Here is a 783-nt window from a genome sequence, read left to right as displayed (position 1 = left end):
GTGCCGCTACGAGCGGTCCGAAGCCGGCTCCGAAGCCGTTGATATGCGCCGACCGTTCGCCCTACGGTATCGAAGTGATACCATGCTGTCATGGCGATGACCCTGCGGCTCACTGACACCGAACAGGAAGCTCTGCGAGCACGCGCTGACGCGGAGGGAATCTCCATGCAGGAAGCCGCCCGGCGCGCCGTTCGCGAGTTCGTCAGTCGCAGCGAACACCGAGATCGAGTCGCACACGCTGCCAGTCTGATCATCGAGACCCACAGCGACGCGCTGCGTCGGCTCGGCGAGTGAGCGACTCGGTCGAGTTCCTCGACCTCGACGACGTCGTCGGCCTCGCCGTGACACTCCTCGGCGACCCTGCCCCAATTCGTGAGATCGGGTTGCTCGGGTCGGCCGTCGCTCGGCCGCAGACAACGGCGTTCGGCGAGGACGCATACCCCGACATCTGGACCAAAGCCGCTGCGTTGCTCCACTCGATCGTGAAGAATCACGCGCTCGTCGACGGCAACAAACGTCTCGGCTGGTTGGCGACCGCTGTCTTCCTGGAGATCAACGGCGTCAAGATCTCGAAAGCCAGCAACGATGACGTCTACGACCTCGTCATCGACGTTGCCGCGAGCGATCCGACGATCGAAGCGATCGCCGAACGGCTCCGTCAACTCGCTGCGTAGGGCCAACAGTTCGCACTGCCCCTCGGCTTCACCGCCACCGGCAGCGAGGAGCGCCTCGACGGTGGGAAACTGGCCGCACATTCTCGGGCGGGTGGCCGCTCGGAGACGT

Annotated in this window: 2 protein-coding genes; both read left to right on the top strand. The window is 64.9% G+C overall.

Going from position 1 to position 783, the window contains the following annotated elements; genetic code table 11:
• Positions 1 to 90: 90 nt before the first annotated feature.
• On the top strand, positions 91 to 294 hold the full coding sequence (locus tag ON45_RS20130; protein ID WP_173400708.1) for a YlcI/YnfO family protein: 204 nt from the start codon (positions 91 to 93) through the stop codon (positions 292 to 294).
• Positions 291 to 674, top strand: coding sequence for a type II toxin-antitoxin system death-on-curing family toxin (locus ON45_RS20125; protein WP_040496493.1), 384 nt, complete (start codon positions 291 to 293; stop codon positions 672 to 674). The genes ON45_RS20130 and ON45_RS20125 overlap by 4 nt, the downstream gene beginning before the upstream one ends.
• The last annotated feature ends 109 nt before the right edge of the window (positions 675 to 783 follow it).

Source organism: Ilumatobacter nonamiensis YM16-303, from assembly GCF_000350145.1.
Taxonomy (GTDB): domain Bacteria; phylum Actinomycetota; class Acidimicrobiia; order Acidimicrobiales; family Ilumatobacteraceae; genus Ilumatobacter_A; species Ilumatobacter_A nonamiensis.
The sequence above is the reverse complement of the archived record's forward strand: the minus strand, read 5'-3'. Positions and strand labels throughout refer to the sequence as shown.